This window comes from Pedobacter sp. JY14-1 (assembly GCF_029269825.1).
Classification (GTDB): Bacteria; Bacteroidota; Bacteroidia; order Sphingobacteriales; family Sphingobacteriaceae; genus Pedobacter.
In genome coordinates this window covers 389,283-407,815 of sequence record NZ_JARJHU010000003.1, presented here as the reverse complement: position 1 = coordinate 407,815, position 18,533 = coordinate 389,283, and the positions used below count along the sequence as shown (strand labels likewise).

The 18,533-nt window shown below is 49.2% G+C and carries 13 protein-coding genes; 5 read left to right on the top strand and 8 right to left on the bottom strand.

Features of this window, described 5'->3' with window-relative positions; all coding sequences use genetic code 11:
* Positions 1–5: 5 nt before the first annotated feature.
* From P2W84_RS07825 to P2W84_RS07805, 5 genes are all read right to left on the bottom strand, one after another.
* Positions 6–1,001, bottom strand: a complete 996-nt coding sequence (locus P2W84_RS07825) for a DUF4271 domain-containing protein (RefSeq protein WP_276089567.1) — start codon at positions 999–1,001, stop codon at positions 6–8.
* A 1-nt stretch (position 1,002) separates the two neighbouring features.
* On the bottom strand, positions 1,003–1,827 hold the full coding sequence (locus P2W84_RS07820) for an SGNH/GDSL hydrolase family protein (RefSeq protein WP_276089566.1): 825 nt from the start codon (positions 1,825–1,827) through the stop codon (positions 1,003–1,005).
* 86 nt (positions 1,828–1,913) lie between these two features.
* Positions 1,914–2,594 (bottom strand): DUF4397 domain-containing protein, encoded by a 681-nt coding sequence (locus P2W84_RS07815; protein WP_276089565.1) that lies wholly within the window; start codon positions 2,592–2,594, stop codon positions 1,914–1,916.
* 114 nt (positions 2,595–2,708) lie between these two features.
* Positions 2,709–3,698, bottom strand: coding sequence for a glycoside hydrolase family 5 protein (locus tag P2W84_RS07810; protein WP_276089564.1), 990 nt, complete (start codon positions 3,696–3,698; stop codon positions 2,709–2,711).
* A gap of 8 nt (positions 3,699–3,706) precedes the next feature.
* Positions 3,707–6,487 carry a substrate-binding domain-containing protein gene (locus P2W84_RS07805; protein WP_276089563.1) on the bottom strand — a complete coding sequence of 927 codons (2,781 nt, stop codon included), beginning with the start codon at positions 6,485–6,487 and terminating at the stop codon, positions 3,707–3,709.
* 120 nt (positions 6,488–6,607) lie between these two features.
* On the opposite strand from P2W84_RS07805, the gene P2W84_RS07800 reads away from it, so the two are divergent.
* Genes P2W84_RS07800 through P2W84_RS07780 form a run of 5 tightly spaced genes read left to right on the top strand, consistent with a single transcriptional unit; the run spans position 6,608 to position 13,111 of the window.
* Positions 6,608–7,939, top strand: a complete 1,332-nt coding sequence (locus P2W84_RS07800; protein ID WP_276089562.1) for a sugar porter family MFS transporter — start codon at positions 6,608–6,610, stop codon at positions 7,937–7,939.
* A 37-nt stretch (positions 7,940–7,976) separates the two neighbouring features.
* A complete protein-coding gene (locus P2W84_RS07795) occupies positions 7,977–8,888 on the top strand; it encodes a carbohydrate kinase (RefSeq protein ID WP_276089561.1) in 912 nt (303 codons plus the stop codon).
* A 26-nt stretch (positions 8,889–8,914) separates the two neighbouring features.
* Positions 8,915–10,567, top strand: a complete 1,653-nt coding sequence (locus P2W84_RS07790; RefSeq protein ID WP_276089560.1) for a glycoside hydrolase family 32 protein — start codon at positions 8,915–8,917, stop codon at positions 10,565–10,567.
* 40 nt (positions 10,568–10,607) lie between these two features.
* Positions 10,608–11,747, top strand: coding sequence for a radical SAM family heme chaperone HemW (hemW, locus tag P2W84_RS07785; RefSeq protein WP_276090073.1), 1,140 nt, complete (start codon positions 10,608–10,610; stop codon positions 11,745–11,747).
* Between the two features lie 44 nt (positions 11,748–11,791).
* Positions 11,792–13,111 (top strand): DUF3472 domain-containing protein, encoded by a 1,320-nt coding sequence (locus tag P2W84_RS07780; RefSeq protein WP_276089559.1) that lies wholly within the window; start codon positions 11,792–11,794, stop codon positions 13,109–13,111.
* 26 nt (positions 13,112–13,137) lie between these two features.
* Here P2W84_RS07780 and P2W84_RS07775 read toward each other — a convergent pair whose 3' ends face one another.
* From P2W84_RS07775 to P2W84_RS07765, 3 genes are all read right to left on the bottom strand, one after another.
* The gene (locus tag P2W84_RS07775; RefSeq protein WP_276089558.1) at positions 13,138–14,406 is read right to left on the bottom strand and encodes a DUF1501 domain-containing protein; all 1,269 of its coding nucleotides are present in this window, start codon (positions 14,404–14,406) and stop codon (positions 13,138–13,140) included.
* 29 nt (positions 14,407–14,435) lie between these two features.
* On the bottom strand, positions 14,436–16,169 hold the full coding sequence (locus P2W84_RS07770) for a DUF1800 domain-containing protein (protein WP_276089557.1): 1,734 nt from the start codon (positions 16,167–16,169) through the stop codon (positions 14,436–14,438).
* Positions 16,170–16,261: 92 nt separating this feature from the next.
* Positions 16,262–18,409 carry an alpha-galactosidase gene (locus P2W84_RS07765; RefSeq protein ID WP_276089556.1) on the bottom strand — a complete coding sequence of 716 codons (2,148 nt, stop codon included), beginning with the start codon at positions 18,407–18,409 and terminating at the stop codon, positions 16,262–16,264.
* Positions 18,410–18,533: the final 124 nt, after the last annotated feature.

Here is an 18,533-nt window from a genome sequence, read left to right as displayed (position 1 = left end):
ACAGCTTACAATCCTATTCCCTTGACCAAAATCAAAATTGGGCAAATTTCGAGGGCACAAAAGTACAAAAACAAATAGACTTTTGAAAATCGGTAATGGGATAAAATGTTTACTCCGGCCCTGATGAACTGAAAGGCAAAAATTATACATAACAGTACAAAGGAAGCGGCAACGTAAAAAGAGCCGTACTTTAGGGGAGAAAGTGCAAAGGCAAGCACCAGCGGAATAAACACTAAAGACAGGTTAAAATAACTCAAATATAATATGGTCACATACTCATTAACAGGTTTCTGCACATTAAAAAGATGCCCCAGTAACCGCAAGACGACTATCTTAAGTATGTACAACAAGATGATCATTACCGAGATACTGACATAAAACTGAAAGCCTGTTCCCGGAAAAGAGATATGATAGAACTGCGAGACCAGGTAGAAAAACATACCTACCGTAAAGCCAAACTGTATAAACAACAACAGAAAAGGCCATGAGGTAAACAAATTATCCTCCTTATTGAGATTATTGAGTACACGGTTACTAAAAAACGACTGCACGATCGAGTGTAGCTGCTTGGCGAACGAAACTCTCAGTGTAGCAAAAAGCAGTAGAAGCGTCAACACTACAGCCGGCACCCAGGATTGTCCTTTTGGCACCAGATCACCCAAACGGTATTTGCTTGCTTTCCTGGAAGTATAATCTTTATAGCGGTTGAGCAAGTCAGACACACCAATCGTGTTTGCCCGGATGATGCTGTCTATTATCATGTGCCTGTTCAGTAAAGAATCCGGGAACAGCCATGTATTCCTGATGATTGAATCCGTAACAAAGGCCTGCCGTTGCCTGAATGCTGCATCCTGTTGTTTCCAGCGAGCCATTTTCGCTGCCACTAAAGAATCTGCTGAATTTTCAGCCGGCTCCTGTATACCGGCATCTGGCTCCTGTGCCTTCACACACAGTGTCAATAAACCCATGGCCAGTATCAGCAAAGCCCGTTTCAGAACCATTCTATTGACCAATTGCCTTTATCAACAACTTAGTAATGACCTGATACCCCTCGTCAGAAGGATGCAAGCCATCGTAAGTCATGGCAATCGACTCCTTAGGATAAGGATATTCATCTTTCTCCGGCTCAAACGGCACATCGATAAAATCCGGATAAGTATATCCCCTGTAAGTACCGTTCGAAGGGTCCTTCAGCCATTTATATTTTACGAGGTGCTTCATCGCCAGCTTCCGCTCACGATACAAGTCCACTACTTTTAACCCTTCTGTTCTCCCGATCTCCCTGATTGCCTGCGCAAATTGCTCCAGTGATTGCCCGTTCTTTTTCTTATAAGATCCCCAGGCATTGTTCCTTGCATCCCGAAGGTACACAAAATCTACCCGCTGCATTGGTGTGATCAGAATAATCTGTGCCTGAGGGTTGAGGCTGCGCAGTTTATCTATAATAATTCTGAAAGAACCGTAGACCGTCACATTACCTCTGCGCTCCCTGTAGTCTTCAATTGTTCCCAATGGTCTGCCCTGCCACCAGTCATTCGTACCCAGAAAAACAGAATAAATATCAGATTTCACGAGCCCCAGCTGCTCAATATGTTCCGCTATACCTCCCGAAGTCCATCCGTTATGCCCCTGATTAATATACTTCAGTCCGGGCAGCCGGGCTGTCACCATTGTCATATATCCTTTTGTGATCCGGTTTCCTGCCTCATCCTGATGTTCGTTCATATAAGTAATCGAATCCCCTATCGCCGTCCAGAGGCGCTCCTTTTTTTGAGGAACGAAAGACATCAGCAAAAGAGCCAGGGCCACAAACAGAAGCTTTCTCATATTAATAATGATAATATGCACAAATGTAGCACAAATTCCAGGGCAAAAAAAAACGGCAAAGATGCCGTTTTTCTTTCGTCAAGGATTCAGTTATGTACAACCTGCCTGATCTGAATACTCGCGCCTGTAGATCCGGTCACATAGACGGTGTATATTTTTCCCGCGGCGAAGGCACTAAGGTCAAACGTTCCTAAACTTGCACTTTGTCCTGTTGCAAAAACCTGCAGTGACATTACCGATGGATCCACTTCAATATAATTGCTAATGTCATCCCGCTTCAGATTTACTACCAGGTTAGTCCCCGAACTTGTCCTGATGTCTATGTTATCAGGCGCTGCATTACTCAGATGTACAAAACGTATCTTTGCCTTTCCCGATGTCGGTGCGCTGAGATTGTCTTCATAAACCTTCACCCGGGCCGTCTGCCCCTCTCCAGCAAGAAAGATCGTATAATATTTGTTTTTATCGAGGTCATGCTCAGTAGTTGCGTAACCAGTAGCTGAGCCATCGTTCCTGAACTGCAACTCCAGGTTATTCCCTGAGTTTACCGAGATGTACCCATCACTCGTTTCTCCGAAAGCTAGTCCTCCCTGCACTACCACATTACCAGCCAGGTAGAAACCCTGATCGGTCGATGTATTCGCAGCATTCACGATCTTTACATTTGCCATTCCTTTTTCATCAATGTCATTTTTCTTACAAGACACCAATGCCACCGCTGCTACTATAGCAAGCGACAGTCCTTTTTTGTACCAATTGTTTTTCATTTTGTTAAGTTTAGTAGATGTATTAATTACTGCTTGAAAGCGGCAATTGCAGATGGGTATCAGACATAAACCAAAACCGTTCCAAAACATTGCTATCCCTTAACAATTTATCAATTACTTGTCATTATACTCTCTTAACTGCTCCCTGATATAAAAACCAGCAGGGCTCAGCTTATCTGGCGGCCAGCGGCCTTCAGGATTGGCACCCGGCAGCAACAATGCCGTCGTTTCATTTTTATCAGTGAGGTTCCAGTTTACCGAACTTAGCCGGTTCGCCTCTAACCAGTCAAACCACGTTTTCACCTTCTCCCGGTCAAAAATGCCATTGCCATCAGCTTCACCCACCCCCCATTCCGTAACTATTAAAGGCAACCCTGCTTTCAAAGCCACGTCCGCCTTCGCCATCAGCTTTTCCTGATGATGAGGATCAGAGGCATAAAAGTGAAAAGAATAAGCAATCTCGTCATAACCTGTGACCGGGTCTTTCGCGACCACATCCACATCCTGGTCCCAGTGCGGGCTTCCCACCACGATGAGGTTATGACGGTCGTTCTTCCGGATTACAGGGATCAGCTCCAGCGCATAATCCTTCACCACTTTCCATTCCTCACGCTCAGGCTCATTCCAGATCTCATAGATCACATTCGATTTCCCCGCATAACGCCTCGAGATCTTCTCAAAAAACCGCTTGGCCATAGCGGCATTTTTGCTGGCATGATGGTCATGCCAGTCCAGAAGCACATAAATTCCCTGCTTAATCGCCTCATCAGTAACCGCGACCACCAGCCGCTCCTGCGCTTCCGGCTGTTGTAAGTAACCGCCGTCAGGCTCCACACCCATTGCCACCCGCAGCAAGCTGACCTTAAAATCAGCAACCAGCCAGCGTACAACTTCCGGAGTATAATATTTTTTCCCCTCCCAGATACTCCAGGAAAGACTTATACCCCGAAGTTGTGGAGCCTTGCCATCAGCATCAACTATCTTTCCGTTCCTCACACTCAGCTGGCCGTGCCGCTCCACAGGCGTTCTCTCCTTCAGCTGATGCCCCTGTGCGAAACCGGCAACCGAATAAAAAACAATAAAAAATAAAATGACCTGTTTCATAACTGTTATCATGTCTGATTTCTCCTGTACGCTGAAGGCGTCACGCCAAAATACCCTTTGAAGATTGTAGAAAAATAGGCAGGCGATGAAACCCCAACCTGGTAGCTGACCTCAGAAACCGAATATTCCCCTGTGTCCAGCAGGTATTTCGCACGCTGCATACGGCGCTCCAGGATATAATCACTCACACTGCAGTTGAGCAGTGCCTTTATCTTACGGTAAAGCTGAACCCTCGATACCCCGATACTCCGTGCAATATCATCCACACTGAGGTCTTCGTCATCAAGATTTAATTCCACCAGGTCCGAAAGATCATTCAGGAATTTCTTGTCCAGCACACTGAACCCCGTCTTCTTCAGCACCGCGGAGGAGGAGACCGCACCGTGCCCCGCATATCGCTCCCTGAGCATCGCGCGGTTATGCAATAAGCTCTGCATATTTGCCTTCAGATGTTCAAGATGAAAGGGCTTTGTCAGGTAAAGGTCCGCATGGCTCTGCAAACCACTTATCTGCTGTTCCATACTGCCCTGTGCCGTCAGCAGAATTACCGGGATGTGAGAAGTCCGCAGGTCCGACTTCAGCCGATGAGCCAGCTCACGGCCCGAGATTCCAGGCATCAGCACATCGGAAATGATCAGATCAGGCACCTGTTCATAAGCCAGCACCAGCCCTTCATCACCCGAAGCAGCGCAGAATACCTCATATTCTGCTTTCAGTTTATCGGAAAGGTAATCCAGCAATTCGGCATTGTCTTCTACAATCAATACCGAATGTACATTAAAATACACAGGCAAGGATACCGTCTCCACCTTCGAATCCTGTTCCATCCCGGCAGTATAAACCTTCAACTCATCATAGGGCTTTTCGCTATGCTGCACCAGCGCCACTTTTTCCTCCTCTTGAAAATGGGACTCTCCCAAAGGCAATCTCAGTATAAATGTAGTACCTTCAACCTTACTGCTCTCGGCTACGATACTGCCATGATGCAGTTCCATTAACTCTTTGGAAAGCGAAAGCCCTAGTCCAGATCCCCTTCCAAACTGCGCATCCGACTGGTAAAAACGCTCAAATATCCGCGACAGTTCCTGCTCCGTCATCCCCACCCCGCTATCCTTCACACGAATCAGTACTTCATCCGGAGCAAGCGACAAATTCAGGTGTACGTAGCCCCCGTCCGGAGTAAATTTCAGCGCATTGCTCAGTAAGTTAAAGAACACTTTATCCAGCATATTTACATCAAACCAGACGGCAGGAAGGCCGCTGACACCAAACAACCGCAGGTCGATATTCCTTTTCTCGGCGTGGTGCCCGAAGCTTTCCACCACCCCTTCCAGAAATCTTAAAAGGTCATTAGGCGTCACATGCAGCCTGAATAGCTTCTGCTCAATCTTCCGGTAATCCATCAGCTCATTTACCAGCCGCAGCAGACGATATACATTCTTGCGGATCAGTTCCAGTGCCTTCGGTTTCTGGCCGCCTTGTCCAGCAAGCTTCAGCAGGTCTTCCAGCGGAGAAAGGATCAGTGTAAGCGGCGTGCGGAATTCGTGAGAAATATTCGTGAAGAAATTCAGCTTGGCTTCTGTAGCGGCCGCGGCCTTTTCCGACATATCAATCAGCTGGTTACGCTGGATAAGGATCTCCTCGTTTTTCTGCGCCAGGCTTTTGTTGATCTTGCGGTTTTCCAGCAGCGCAAAAAACGCCAGACCACCAAAAACGACTGCCAGCACAAGGGTAACGACGATAACGTTCAGCACCAGCCGCTGGTGCTCATAGATCCGGAACTGATCTGCCAGCATGGCCCGCTGCCGCTCGATGTCCTTTTGCTGGCTGCTGATGCGCGCCCATTGCAGCTTCATTGGCTGCACAGTACTACTGTCGATAACCATTGTCTGCAGAATGTTCTCTTTCCGGAAGCGCTTCCTGCCCAGTATATTTATGGCAATGCCGATGGCCTCCTTGCCACCGGTAGGATAAAGTACACTTGCATCCAGCACCTTGCTGCTGATCATATCAAGACCTCCTCCCACACCGGGAAGGGCATCTACGCCGATGACCTTCACTCCGTTATCAAGTCCCAGCTCACGCAGTACCTGACGGGCACTTGCGGCCATCTGGTCATTGTGGGCAAATATGGCCCTGACATCCCGCAGCTTTTCACGATTGGTGAACAGAATCCTGCGGGTATCTTCAGGTAGCCAGTTGCCATAAAGCCTGGCTGTCACCCTCAGCCCCGGATATTCACGGAACACATCGTCCATGCCCCTCGCCCTTTCAATGGCCGGCGAAGATGCCGGCAGCCCCATGATCTCCAGTACGTTTCCTTTTCCGGCAAGCTGCGCTGCCAGGTATTCTCCTGCCATGCGGCCCACCTGGTAATTCTCTGCGCCTACATAGGCTGTATAAAGCGATGAAGCCGTCTTACGGTCAATTACAATTACGGGTACACCCTGTTGGTAAGCCCGCTCCACTATACCTGTCAAAGGCTGTGCCTCATTGGGTGAAATGATCAGCAGGTCAATACCACCTTCCAGCATCGCGCAAACCTGCTTCACCTGCAGGGCACTGCTGTTGTTTGCATCGGCATAGACCAGTTCATTACCGGGATGCAGTGAAAGCTGCATCTGCATTTCCTGCAGCATCGTACGGCGCCAGAGGTCGGATCCTACACATTGAGAAAAGCCTATCCGGTAAGTCTTCCGCTCCGCATTCGGGCCCTGCCCTCCACACCCGGAGAAACCAGCCGCCAGGCACAGCAAAAAAAAGTAACAGACAAGATGAAAGGGCCTCATAAAAGGGAGAAATACTGGTCAGGGAGCATTAAAGGTAACAAAATTAAAAGCATTTGAAACCAATTTATACTTCCGGCAGGCCATCCGCACTGATCTTGCAGGCCAACCATTTATAAATATTTGTATATGAAAAATTCTGTTCTTGTATGGGCAATCTTGGTCGCACTTGGCGGCTTTCTGTTCGGCTTCGACACCGCTGTAATCTCCGGTGCCGAGAAATCCATACAGCAATACTGGAACCTCAGCGTATTCGAGCACGGGCTCACCATTTCCATCGCACTCATTGGTACCGTGATCGGCTCCCTGCTGGGTTCTGCCCCATCCGACCGCTTTGGACGTAAGAAAACGTTATACTTCGTCGCCATCGCCTACCTGCTCTCCTCGTTAGGTACTGCTTTGGCGCACAACTGGAGCTTCTTCCTGGTCTTCCGCTTCCTGGGTGGTCTGGGCGTAGGTGCCTCCTCAGTTACTGCACCCATTTACATCTCAGAAATATCACCCGCTGAACGCCGCGGCAGACTGGTCGGACTGTTCCAGTTCAACGTCGTTCTGGGTATCCTCATCTCCTATCTCTCCAATTACCTGATCAGCCAGAATGGCGAATCCTCCTGGCGCTGGATGCTGGGCGTACAAGCTGTTCCATCGCTTGCTTTTCTCATACTGATCGGTTTTGTACCCGAAAGCCCGCGCTGGCTCGTCCTGAAGAAAGGCATGAAGGAAAAGGCCCTCGGCATTCTCAAGATCATTAACCCGCTGAATGCCGAACAAGAACTGGAGGCCATCAGCAGCACCAGTCTTGGCGAAGGCAATAAAAGCAAAGAAAGCCTTTTCTCCGGTCAGTACACCAGCCCAGTCGTATTCGCCGTATTGTTCGCCTTCTTCAATCAGGTCTCCGGCATCAACGCCATTATATATTATGCGCCACGCATTTTCGAAATGGCCGGGCTAGGCGCACATTCCTCCCTGCTTTCTACCGTTGGCATCGGTCTCATCAACTTTGTCTTTACCTTGCTGGCCCTGAACTTTATCGACAAAGTAGGCCGCAGAGTACTTATGCTCATCGGCTCCTTCGGACTCATTGCCGCGCTCTTCCTCGTAGCGTTCACCTTTGCTTCCGGCAAGTTCAGCGGTCTGGCCATTCCCATCTACATGATGGTATTTATCGCATTTTTCGCTTTCTCACAGGGTGCCGTCATCTGGGTATTCATCTCAGAGATCTTTCCCAACCAGGTGCGCGCCAAGGGGCAGACACTCGGCAGCTCAACACATTGGATCATGGCAGCGATCATCGCTTTCAGTTTTCCTTATTTCGCGGAAAGTCTGGGCGGAGCCGTTACCTTTTCCTTCTTCGGCACCATGATGGTCTTACAGCTCATCTTCGTGTGGCGCTTCATGCCCGAGACCAAAGGCAAGTCGCTGGAACAAGTCGAAAAAACCATAGTTTTACATTAAGTTCAGGAATAGTTCAAAGCAGGACAGATCAAGAAACATGGAAAAAACAGCACAACATGACCGGATTATATGCTTCGGGGAAATCCTTTGGGACGTACTGCCTACCGGTGCCCAGCCTGGCGGAGCACCGCTAAATGTAGCCTATCACCTGAATAAACTTGGTGTCCCCGCCAGCCTCATCAGCAGGGTAGGCACCGACAACAACGGCGTTAAGCTCGAACAGCTCATGAACGACTGGAACATCCCCATTTCATTACTGCAAAAAGACCCGGCGCATGATACCAGCGAGGTCCTTACCCGGATGAACAACGGTAACGAAGTCACTTATGAGATTGTGTTCCCGGTTGCCTGGGATTTCATCTCGGCCACCGAAGCAGCTAAGACTGCTGCCGGCAATGCAGATTACTTCGTCTACGGCAGTCTTGCCTCCCGCAACGACATTACACGCAACGCATTACTGCAATTGCTGAACACCGGCGCCACCAAAGTATTTGACATCAACCTCAGGCCACCCTTCATGAACCGCGGCCTCCTGGAAAGCCTTTTTCTCAAAGCCGACATCGTCAAATTCAACGAAGTAGAACTCGACGTCGTACAGACCATGTTCCGGGGCACCTATACCAGAGAAGCCGGTAAAGTGGCCTTTATCAGTGAACGCTTCGGCATTCCGGAAATCATCGTAACCAAGGGCGAATTCGGTGCAGCTTATTACAAAGCTGGCAAAGCCTATCATGCCTGGAGCCATGAGGTTAAGGTAAGTGACACCATCGGGAGCGGTGATTCCTTTCTTGCCGCCTTTCTGGACAGCCATGCCAAAGGGCTTGACCCGCAGGAAACGCTGCTGAATGCCGTCGCCATGGGAAGCTTTATCGCCACACAAAAAGGCGGTTGCCCGCACTACGACATCAGTGATTACCTGAATTTCAGAAACCAGCTATTTAAACCCTAAAACAACTATAGAACCATATGCACCCAATGAACAAATACTTGCTGACAGCCATGCTGTTAACCGTTACACTACTTACCATTATGCAGCCGGCCGCAGCAGCCGACATCACCATCAAAGTCACCAAACGCTACCTCAACTTGCCGGTATCGCACAAGCAGGAACGCAAGGCAATGACCTATACTATCGGAGGCAAAGAAGCGCAACGCTTCGTCATCCGCCTCAGTGCCGAACCCGAATACTGGGTATTTTCCGATCTGAGTGCCTATAAAGGTAAAACCATTAAGATCAGCTATGAAGGCGATGCCGCAGGACTCGGCAAGGTTTATCAGGACGATAAGATCAATGGACAGGATTCGCTGTACCATGAACAAAAACGCCCGCAATATCACTTCTCCACACGCCGTGGCTGGATCAACGACCCCAACGGACTCGTTTTCTATGAAGGCGAATACCACCTGTTTTACCAGCACAACCCCTTTGAGCGCGACTGGGAAAACATGTCCTGGGGCCACGCAGTCAGCAAGGACCTGATACATTGGGAAGAACTGCCGGTTGCCCTGCATCCGGACAAGATCGGCACCATGTTCTCCGGATCAGCAGTGATCGATTACGACAATACCTCCGGCTTCGGCAAACCTGGCAAACCCGCAATGGTGGCCGCCTACACAGCAGATAATCCCGACCGTCAGGTACAATGCATCGCCTATAGCCTCGACAAGGGACGCACCTGGACCAAATACAACGACGGCAAACCGGTCATCGACTCTAAGGAAAAATGGAACAGCAAGGATACCCGCGACCCGCGTGTGTTTTGGTACAAGCCAGGCAAGCACTGGGTAATGGCGCTCAACGAACGTGATGGCCATTCGATCTATATCTCCGACAACCTTAAAGACTGGAAATTCGAAAGCCATACCACAGGCTTCTGGGAATGCCCAGACTTGTTCGAACTACCCGTAGATGGTGATCAGAACAATAAGAAATGGGTCATGTACGGTGCCTCCAACACTTATATGATTGGCTCATTCGATGGCAAGGCCTTTAAACCTGAAGGCGGAAAATACTATTTCTCCTCCGGCTCCATTTACGCCGCACAGACCTACAACAATATTCCCGAAGCTGATGGCCGCAGGATACAGATTGGCTGGGGTCGCATCCCGCAGCAAGGCATGCCCTTTAACAATATGATGCTGCTGCCCACCGAACTGACCCTGCGTAAGACTAAGGATGGCATCCGTCTGTTCAGCGTACCGGTAAAGGAAGCAGAACAGTTATTCAGTCCTGTACAAAAATGGACCAATCTTAGTTCCAGCGAAGCCAACCAGAAGCTAAAGGAGTTCTATAAAGCCGATAAGCTGCGCATTAAGACTACCATTAAGTTGTCCCATGCCACAGATGCAGGCTTCAACCTGTTCGCGCAGCGGATGATCGGTTACGACATGAACTTCAACCAGCTCAATGGCATGTTCTATTCACCACAAGATCCGACCAGTATGGAACTGACCGCAGACATCTTCATTGACCGTTCCTCTATCGAGGTATTCATCGATGGCGGTACCTACTCCTACTCCATGGAGCGCAGACCCGACCCCGGCAATACGGAAGGGTTCCATTTCTGGGGCAACAACATCGAGGTCAAAAACCTGGAAGTGTTCTCCGCTAAATCGATCTGGAGGTAAGTACCGGTGCCATTTGGCCCGGAAATCCTATCTTTGCGCCGTGGCCGGCATTTATATCCATATTCCCTTTTGCAAGAAAGCCTGTACGTATTGCGACTTCCATTTCAGCACTTCACTGAAATACATGCCGGATATGGTGGCTGCCATCTGCAGGGAACTGGAGCTGAAAAAAGAACGCATCGGCGGAGCAACAGGAAGCATCTATTTCGGCGGCGGCACGCCATCGGTGCTTCCTGTTGCTGCTTTTGAGCAGATCTTCAGTACAATCTCGAAGCATTATCAGATATCCTCAGATGCGGAGATCACCATCGAGGCCAACCCCGACGACCTGGACACCCGGAAGATCAGCGAGCTCCGGCAATTGCCTGTTAACCGCTTCAGCATCGGTGTCCAGTCTTTTTTCGACGAGGACCTGCTCTGGATGAACCGAGCGCATAACTCGGGGGAGGCCGACTCCTGTATCAAACGCGCACAGGACGCCGGTTTCGAGAACCTGAGTATAGATCTTATTTATGGTTACCCATTGCTGAGCGACCGGAAATGGCAGGACAACATCCGCCAGGCCCTGGGCTACCAGGTACCGCACATCTCCGCCTACTCCATGACCGTAGAACCCCGCACCGCGCTGGCCAGTGCCATCAGGCGCGGCAAAGACGTACCGCCCAGCGACGAGCAGTCAGCTGCGCAGTTCAGCAGCCTGATCGAAAAGCTCGGCGGGGCAGGTTATGAACATTATGAGATTTCCAATTATGCCCTTTCCGGTCATTATGCCGTGCACAACACCAATTACTGGCGCGGCGTGTCTTATCTTGGCATAGGGCCCTCAGCACATGGCTTCGATGGGTACAACCGCTTTCACAACGTTGCCAACAATGCCCTTTACCTTGGCAAACTCTCAGGTGGACAGCTCGCTGAAGAGATAGAAGCGCTCAATCTTTACGACCGTTTCAACGAATACATCATGACCTCGCTGCGCACCATATGGGGTACGAGCCTGCAAAAGATTGAAAGCGATTTCGGTAGTCAATTCCTCAAAGATACCCGTCGTTATGCCATCCAGTTCCTGGAAAAAGGCTGGCTCCTCGATACCGGCGGCCACCTGCTGCTGACTCCGGCGGGTAAACTGTTTGCCGACCATATTGCTTCCGAACTCTTTTTGACACAAGAAGATCACGATTAGAAAATTTTTCACTATATTCATTCAACCAAACACAAAGAAACCGAATGAACAGAACCACCACCATGGTTCTGCTGGGCCTGCAGCTGCTATGCATATCACTTTGCTTTGCCTCCGGACACCCAGCCGAGCCAGCAACCATTACCGTACCCCTTGGCGGCAACGGATGGGTAAATAAGAACGCAAAAGCCAGGATCAAACCCGAAGGCATCACCAACTGGTCTTCCGCGAGCGATGTCATCTCCGTATATTTTAAGGTCAGTACACCCGGCAATGCCGATCTATCTATCAGGGTCAGCGTACCTGAAGGCAGAAGCAAGATCAGCCTGACTGCTGGTGAAACTACACTGATCAGGGAAATTGGCAATCTGGGTGCGGCAGTCGTACCCATAGGTAGTTTCGAGATCAGAAAACCTGGCTATGTGCGGGTGGACTTTAAAGGCATATCCCGTACCGGCGTAGTCTTTGGCGAGATTTCCGATCTCATTGTTAAGGGCAGCACCGTGGCCAATGAACCGGCTTATGTGAAAAACAACGAAGGTAATTTCTTTTACTGGGGACATCGCGGACCTTCCGTGCATCTGGGCTATTCGATACCTGAACCGGAAAATAAAACCGAATGGTTTTACAGTGAAATCGTTGTACCACCCGGCGAAGACAAACAGGGCTCCTATTACATGGCCAACGGTTTCGGTGAAGGCTATTTTGGGATACAGGTGAATTCGGCTACCGAACGCAGGGTACTATTTTCGGTATGGAGCCCCTTCCACACTGATGACCCGAAGGTCATTCCTGAAAATCAGAGGATCGTGCTGAAAAGAAAGGGTAAGGCCACGAAAACCGGAGAATTCGGCAATGAAGGTTCCGGAGGACAAAGCTACCTGGTCTACCCCTGGAAAGCCGGCAGAACTTATGCTTTCCTGACCAGGGCACAACCAGATTTTGCACACAACACTACTACCTACACGGCTTATTTCAGGGAAGCAGGAAAGCCCGCTGAAGCTGGCAAGCGTGAATGGATACTGATCGCAAGCTTTGAACGCCCGCTGCTGGCTACCTATCTGAAAGGGTTGCATTCCTTTCTTGAAAATTTTGATCCCGAAACCGGCGACCAGTCACGTATGGCAAATTATCAGAACCAATGGGCTATAGATTCGCAAGGACATTGGCACGAAGTGACCAAAGCCGTCTTTACTGCAGACCAAACTGCCCGTTCAAATTACCGGAAAGATTATGCAGGCGGAATCTCCGACGAGGGGTTTTATCTCAAAAACTGTGGCTTTTTCGACGATTTTACGCCCATCAGAACCACCTTTATACGTAAGTCTTCAGGAAAGCCTGTTATTGATTTCTCAAAACTGCCTTAGCGTATTTCAGTCCGGGAATACCAGCCCTATACCATAACGCCGATCCGAGTGGCCTGCCAGTCAGGGAAAAGCACTTTATCGTTACCTATACCCAGATGTCTGTCTGCTACTTCGCTGAACACGGCCCGGAAATCCGTTGTCACCGCAAGGTCTCGTCCGTCTTCCAGGTTTTCGACAGCCAGCACATCTACCTTTCCATGTACCAGGCCACCCTTTACACCGCTACCAAGAATAAAATTACAGGAAGCCCGGCCATGATCGGTACCACCGGTACCGTTTTGCTTCACCGTACGGCCAAATTCAGTCATGGTCATTACCGTGACGTCATCCTGCAGGGTACCCATATCATTCCAGAATGCCATGATGCTTTCGCTGAGGTCATTCACGTTACGCGCAAAGATTCCTGTATCCCTTCCCTGATTAAAGTGCGTATCCCAACCCCCGGATTCAGCAAAGGCAATTTCGAGTCCCACATCCATTTTGATCAGCTGTGCGATCTGCTTTAATGAGTTTCCCAGTGAGGTATTCGGATAAACCACACCACTGACAGGTTTATATGCCTTCAGATCTGTCTTTTGCAACATCCTGATGGCATCGAAGCTTTCCTTGCCTGTTTCCCTCAGTAGTCCCGATGAGGTCTGGTCGTAAAGGTCTTCAAAACTCCTGGCCGCAATACCGGCGGCCCTTGGATTGCCGCGCATCTGCAGGTTGAAATCCTGCAGGTTACTGATGGCGAGCGCCGCATTTTCCCCATAAAATGACCGGGGCAGCGAAGAAGTAAGGCTGACACCCTGAAACGGGGTAGCTCCATCATGTCCAAGCAGACCGACAGCCCGGTTCAGCCAGCCGCTCTGTGTACTCTTTTTAAATGGAGTACCTGATTCCATAAAATCCTGGGCATCGAAATGAGATCTGGTATTATTGGGAGAACCTATCCCATGCACAATTGCCATCTGTTTGGTTCTGAACGCTTGTTCAAAAGCCGCCATAGCTGGATGTAATCCGAAATGCCCGTCCAGATCAATCAGCGGCTTACCTTGCCCATTGCCCCTGGCTGCAGACATGAAAAGCCCGGGCCTGGCGGCTTTGAGATACTCGTCTGTAAATGGTGTTATCGCCATTAGTCCATCCATTGCCCCACGCTGGAAAATGCACACCATGATCTTTCTGCGCTTAAACAATCCCGGTGCTTTAGTCCCTGCAACGGCGTCGGCTAAAAAACCGGGTACACCACCCAGGCCGATACCAAACAACGCGAGCCCCCCGGCCTTAATAAATCCTCTTCTTGAAGTCATGACATTCTGGTTTTATTGACTTAGTCAGTTTATTTCCGCTGAAACTCCGGCGACCCGATAATAACACCTACCACCTGTGCCAGCATATTTTCGTTCACCACCGGCAATTCTGTCTTTTGCATCTTATCCTTATCCTGCCCGGCCACCACATTCTTTTCAGCCGCCTGCTGTAAACGATTTGCCAATCCAGGGTTACTGAGCATAGGCTTCAGTCGCTTCATCGTCTCGGTAAGGTTCCGTTCAGGCATGATCAGTCTGCTGTAAATGAGCAGGGCCGAATCGGCACTCTCTGGCTCCCGGTTATTGTTCAGGGCTTTCAGATCAATATGTACCCCTGGAATACGCTGCGTCGCCAGTGCCAGGCCAAAATTCATCCTGCTCAGCAGGGAACCGGTATTGATCCAGTACTGGCCACGGTCAGGAAAACCAGTAGGAGCCTGATAATAATAGATCTTCTGCCCCATTTTATTGATCCAGGAAAATAGCTGGTATGGCTGCGTAATCTTTGCATCCAGGCTCCTTACCGCACTTATTACCAGTTCGAAAGGAGATTTGGTCTTTTCACGCAAGGCAGCCCTATCCCAGAATTCCGGTTCAGATACCATCGTCATCAATACCTGCGCAATATCACCGCCGCTTTGCGTAAAGGTCCTGGCCATCTTATTTATCAGCTTAGGTGAGGGGGCATCGTTTACAAATCTGACAGCCAGCTTATGGCTGATGAACATAGCTGTAGCAGGATGCCGGGCCAGCAGCGCCAATAACTCCACCCCCTCTTCATAACCGCCCCCGGCCGAAAACTGGTGTCCAAGTACCACTTTTTCGCCCTGATCATGTCGCCTTGGTGTAAATAGAAACTCCTTGCTCGCAGGTGCGATAGTCCAGCCTGTCAGTACCCTCGCTGCCTGCGTCACGTCATTCTGGGAATATCCCCCGTCAACACCCAGGGTATGTAACTCCATCACTTCACGGGCATAGTTCTCATTCAACCCCGATTTTTTCGGCTTATCCGGTTTTATTCCCGCCTGTCCGCCGCTGCTGGTAAAATTATCAAGGTAAGTGAGCATCGCCGGCGATTTTGCCGTAGCGAGCAGTAAATCGCCAAACTTTCCGGTCACATTCGGACGGATTACATCACGCTCAAACGCAGGAACAAATGAAGCACACTGGTTCTTGGTCAGGGAAACGTTAAAGTGGTTAAACCAAAAATCAGTCAGTATTTCTCTTAACTGGTTCCGGGTATACACTGCCCGGAGTATTTTCTGGTTGATAAACTGCCTGTAAAGTTCCTGCTGCGGCTTCAGACCATTCTCTCTCCTGTATTCCTGCAACTGCGCGCGATAAGCTTTCTGATCTCCCTTGTTCACCGAATCTTTACTGATGCCCCCGTCCCTGATGGCCATCCGCAGCACCTTAGCATTTCCCGGGAATCTCTCTTCGACCTCAGCATTGCTCAGATTAATATCTTCATATCCCGCAAGCAGGGTGTCCAGCTGCCGGTCTTCCAAGCCACCCTTCAGCTGCTGCGTAAACCACTTCTCCAGACCAGTTTTCAAGACCTCATCTACTTCACCTTTCTCTGCACCATAAGTGAACCGGCTCAGCAGGTGCGCTGCCGCCTGCCTGTCGGTGAGCCCTGCGTGCCTGTAAGGAAAGGCCAGTACGGCATGGTTGTTACCATAATTGCTATTAAACGATGAGAAAAACAGTGCAGCACAAAACAGCACCATTGACAAGCCGCATACATTCAGAAATGTTTTCATCTTTCAGTCAGGGTATTCACACCTATGACTTGATCAACGATGAAAAGATTAATGAGGTATAAAATTTAATGCTTTCTTACCTCAGGAGTAGTTCACTCTATTACGAGCCAGGTATAGGTTTCCGGCTCAAGGATCAGCTCATATGCTACACTATAACTGCGATCCAACCGGTAAACGCTCGATTTTCCGTCCTTTTCCCTTATCCTGGCAACATCCGTCAAGCCGGTATAATATAAAGGGATATTTACTTTTCGTCTGATCTTCTCTTTTAACGGATTGAATAACAACACCATACCCTTTGTCCCTAAGGTGGGGTCGGCATGCATAATGCCGTCCCAGTCGCGACCGTCAGCCCTGCGCAAATGAATAATATCTGCATTCAGAATATCTCTGTACTTCTTGTACCAGGTCACTACCCCGGAAACCATTTTACGGGTTGTCTCGGTATCATATAACCTGGGGCCGCGGTAGCAAGCTTGCACCCCAGCACCATAATACTGAAACATAAGATTCTCATAATCAGAAATATGGTCATTCAGAGGTTCGAGTACCGCCTCCTCGCTGCCACCGTGATAAGCAGTTAATGGTACAAATCCCCAGCCCATAGAAGGCGTTTTTTCCCAGGTACCGTCAAAGATATTCTGACGGTTAAGTATTTTCTGATTTTCCCTGGGCAGCGAAAAATTCACTTCCCGGTAGCCCAGCGCGATCTTATGGGTACCGTCAAGAAAATACCAGTCTGGCGCATTGATATACACCCCCATGTTATTAAGCCAATGATAAAGTTCCTTCTGGATCTCCATCTGACGCCACTGCGAATCTTCCAGCCCCCTATGTCCGGGATGCGAGACAGAAGCACATACATCTCCGGGGTAGGGTCCGTCATTCTCCCAAATATCAAAACCCGTCAGACGGTAAAACGTCTTTACCTTATCACGGAAACCCAATCCCCACTTACTTCCGAAACAGGGGGCATTACCAAAAAAAGCACCCCCAGGCTTTCCCGTAGCAGGATCAATGACATCGTCTTCAGGACTGATCTTTCTCGAGCTGAATAATGTATAGCTCCCGATAAATATCTTTTTACTGTGCGCATAGTCCGCCAGCCGTGTCCATCTTGCGATATTGGCCGCACTTGTGTCTTCGGTATTACAGTGGCTGCCAAAACTCAGGATCAGTGCTTCATAGCCAGTAGCAACACATTGGTCAACCGCCGCCTTAACTTCGTCATCATTTTTACTGACCAGGTGCATAAAAATAGGATTGGCCAGGGTCCAGGGCGCTATCGTACGGTACATCTTCCTGATCGCCAACCCCCTTCTTTCCCTGTCATAACTGTCCATCAGCAATTCGTGCGTCCGAACAGATTCAAATTTTTCGCCCGGAGCAAGGCCTACGCCCGGCCCCTTGTCAGGATAAACCTCAAGGAGGCAAGGAGTCTCATAATTGTAATTTACCTGCGAAGTATAAACGGAGTCCGTCTTCCAGTGTGTCGTCTGGTCGCTCAGGTCATAGCGCATGGCATTATTGAAGGCATAATTAGTTTCGAAATAAATACCCAGGGGCTTAACCATCTGTTCAGGTTTGCCAACTACTGCACTCTGCTCTTCAACCATACCCAGTATTTCACTCACCACCCGGTCTATTCTAAAAGTTCTGCCTGAACTGTTCATGATACCTAACGATTTTACTATAAGTGGAAGATGGTCATATAATTCATAAGCAACCATAACTTCCAGTCCTTCTAGCTCATGTAGCTCCGACCGATAATAAAAGACTATCCGAAGTCCCGAAGGCTGCAGGTAACGGCCTGACCAGAATTTACTTTTCCATTCCTGAACCGGATGAATCATCTCTTGCGAATACCGCACCATATGGAAATTATTCTGCCCTGGTTTCAGGTGATCTATCCATTCACTTTTCAGGTAGGCCTGTTCTTTTTGCCCGTAAAGACCCCCGATATTATATTCCCTGCCGTCAATCCTGATACGGGCTTCAGGTTTAACCGCTCTTAACAGTTGTTGTCCGGTTGACACGTTCACATAGCCGGTACAGGCAACATCCGGCTGTAGTCTGAATGTCCGCCTTACCAGCCCGTTGTCCAGGGTTAGTTCTCCTTCTTGCGTCCTGACGCCCGCCTTGTATGGTTGCGGATCGATCAGCCAATCATTACCTGCAGGGGACTGCGCACAAGTTCCCAGCGCTGTGAAAAACAGATACAAAAAAAATATTCCTCTCATCAGCTATCTTTGGGTTTACCAAAATAAATATAGGCAAAACAATCTTTATCACATCCTTTAGCTTATCAGGAAATCAGCCTGTTCATTTTGTTCATTTCCTCTTGCTTTGTGCTGCAAACTTTCT